The sequence below is a fragment of the Streptomyces sp. NPDC046876 genome (genome assembly GCF_040645035.1).
Taxonomy (GTDB): Bacteria; Actinomycetota; Actinomycetes; order Streptomycetales; family Streptomycetaceae; genus Streptomyces.
This window is the reverse complement of sequence record NZ_JBEYXK010000212.1, coordinates 1-3080: the sequence shown is the minus strand read 5'-3', so window position 1 is coordinate 3080 and position 3080 is coordinate 1. Positions and strand designations below refer to the sequence as shown.

Here is a 3080-nt window from a genome sequence, read left to right as displayed (position 1 = left end):
TCGCTCGGCGGTTGAGGTCGGCGTAGGTGACCGACTCATGGCCGAAGACGACCGCTGTCTGCTCCGGCGAACCCGCCACCACCGACTCGAACATGGTCCCCAGGCATCGCGGTTCCACGTCACCGTGGGTGGCATTCCACTCCACGAGCATCCGGTGGCGCTCGTCGTCCGACAGGAGGTCGATCCGGTCGATGCGCTCGTCCGGGTGGGCGGCGATCTTCTCCAGCATCCGCAGGAAGCGGGTGGCGGTGTCCGCGACCGTGTCCGCGTCGAGAAGGTCGGGCCGATAGCCCAGCTTCAGTTGCAGTTCCCGGCCGGGCAGCACGGCGAGGCTCAGCGGATAGTGCGTCGCGTCACGGCCGTCTGCCTTCACCAGACGCAGTCCGTCCGTGGGCCCGGCGAATCCCTCCGTGTCGAGGGGGTAGTTCTCGAAGACGGTGGTGGTGTCGAAGAGTTCGCCGATGCCGGTGGTCTGCTGGATCTCGGCGAGGCTGAGGTACTGGTGGTCCAGGAGGTCGGTCTGCTCCCGCTGTATGCGGGTGAGGAGGTCGAGGATCGTTTCGGAGGAGTCCAGGCGTATGCGTACGGGGACGGTGTTGATGAACAGGCCGACCATGGATTCGATGCCGGGCAGCTCCGGCGGGCGCCCGGAGACGGTCGTGCCGAACACGACGTCGTCACGGCCCGTCAGTGCACCGAGCAATACCCCCCAGGCGCCCTGCACCAGCGTGTTCATCGTCAGGCCGCGACTGCGGGCCAGCTCCTGCAAGGCCCCCGTCAGCTCCGCCGAGACGAACCGCAGCACCTGCTGCGGCTCCACCGCGACGCCACCCGACTCACCGGGGACGAGGCGGCAGGCTTCCTCCAAACCGGACAGGGCCTCGGCCCACGCCGCCTTGGTCGCATCCCGGTCCCTGGCCGCCAGCCACGACAGGTAGTCCCGGTACGGAGCCACGCGCGGCAGACCGGCATCGTCACCGCCCTCGCCGTACAGCGCGAACAGCTCGTGAATGACCACCGGCATGGACCAGCCGTCGAGCAGGATGTGGTGGAAGGTCAGGACGAGGGTGTGGCGTTCTTCTTCGAGTCGGGCGAGTGCGAGGCGCAGCAGGGGCGGCTGCTTCATGTCGAAGCGGCGTGCTGCCTCGGCCGCCACGACGTCGTCGAGCCGTGCCGCCCGGTCGTCGTCGGAGAAGGTGCGCAGGTCCACCTCGTGCCAGGGCAGTTCCACCTCGGCCGGGATGACCTGGACCGGCCGGCCCGTGCTCCGTGTGACGAAACCGGCGGAGAGGTTCGGGTGGCGTCGCAGCAGGGCTTCACCGGCCGACCGCAGGCGTCGTGCGTCCAGCCGTCCTTCGAGCTCCAGGGCCATTTGGACGACGTAGACGTCCGGGACCTCGTCGTCGTAGACGGCGTGGAAGAGCAACCCCTCCTGAAGGGAGGAGAGCGGGAGGATGTCGGCGACCTTCGATTGCTCCTCGAAACGATCGATCTCCTGCTGTGTGACGGAGACCAGCGGGACGTCCGAAGGGGTGCGTCCGCCGGCGTGCGGGTCCCGCGCGTGCTCGCCCAGGGTGGTCAGGGCGGCGACCCAGGCGTCGCCCAGGTTTCGGACGTCCTGCTCGGTCAGTAGTTCCCCGGCCCAGGTGCAGGTGATCGTCAACTGCGGCCCGTCCACGTGGTCATGGGTGAGGGCGTTGACGCTGAGGACATGGGTCAGGGGCAAGCTACCGTCCGCCCCGGCGGTCAGGACCTCCGCGTCGACGGCGACTGCCCAGTCTGCGTCATGGGGTGCTGGGAAGCGCCCCAGGTAGTTGAACGCGATCTGAGGCCGGGGGAGCTTCGCCAGCCGCTGCGCGGTGTGCGGGTTGAGGTGACGCAGCATGCCGTGGCCGACGCCGGAGTCCGGCACGGACCGCAGTTGCTCCTTGACGGTCTTGAGCGCCGCACCCACGGAGCTGTTCACGGCTCCGGCGTCCAGCCGGGCCGGGTGGATGCTGGTGAACCAGCCGACGGTGCGGGAGAGGTCTGTTCCCGGGGTGATGTCCTGGCGGCCGTGTCCTTCCAGGTCGACCAGGAGCGAGGTGTGTTCTGCCGGGCGGTTGTTGCGGCGCCATTGTGTGAAGGCGAGGGCGAGGCCGGTGAGGAGTACGTCGTTGACGCCGCAGGAGTACAGGGCGGGCAGGGTCGTGAGCAGGGGTGCCGTCTCGGCAGTGGGCAGGGTCCACGTTGCCGATGCGGCTGTGCTCAGCGTGTCGTGTGTGGGGTTCAGCTCCCTTTCCCCGAGGGGTGGTTCGGGTTCCTGGAGGAGTTTCTCCCACTGTGTGAGTTCGTTGGTGCGGGGCTCGCTTCGGGCGTTTTGGGTGAGGAGTTGTGACCAGCGGCGGAAGGATGTGCCGGTGGGGGGCAGGGTGATCGGGCGGTTTTGGGTGACGGCTTGCCAGGCTGTGGTGAGGTCGGGCAGGAGGATGCGCCAGGAGACGCCGTCGATGACGAGGTGGTGGGCGACGAGGAGGAGTCGTCCGGGTGTGTGGGGGCCGGCGTCGAACCAGACCGCGCGGAGCATGACTCCGGTCGCCGGGTCGAGGAGGTCCTGGGCTCGGCGCATGCCGTCCGACACCGCGGTGGCGAGGTCCGTGGTGGTGAGTGCTGACACGTCGACCCGTTCGATGCACCTGTCGGCGTGCACCGAACCGGGCTCGGGTATGTCCAGGTGCCTGTCCCCGACGGGCCCGGCCAGGCGGGCCCGCAGCACGTCGTGGTGGTCCAGGACCGCCTGGAGCACCGCGATGAGTCGCGGAAGAGACGCATCTGCGGGCGCACGTACGACGACCGACTGCTGGAACGTGTCGAAGCCGGTGCTGTCGACATCGAAGGTGTGCATCACGGGTGTCAGCGGCGCACTGCCCACACCCTCCCCGGTTTCGGCCACATCGGCAGTCGACGTCGCGTCCCGGGCCGTGCCGGCCAGATCGGCCACCGTCTGGTGCTGGAATACGTCCCGTGGGGTGATGACGAGTCCGGCTTCCCGGGCCCGGCTGACGAGTTGGATCGCGATGATGCTGTCTCCGCCGAGGTCG

The 3080-nt window shown here is 68.8% G+C and carries 1 protein-coding gene; it reads right to left on the bottom strand.

Annotation, left to right across the window (positions count from 1 at the left end):
• Positions 1 to 3080 (bottom strand): condensation domain-containing protein (locus ABZ924_RS38350; RefSeq protein ID WP_361920346.1); only part of this gene is annotated, 3080 nt, incomplete at both ends.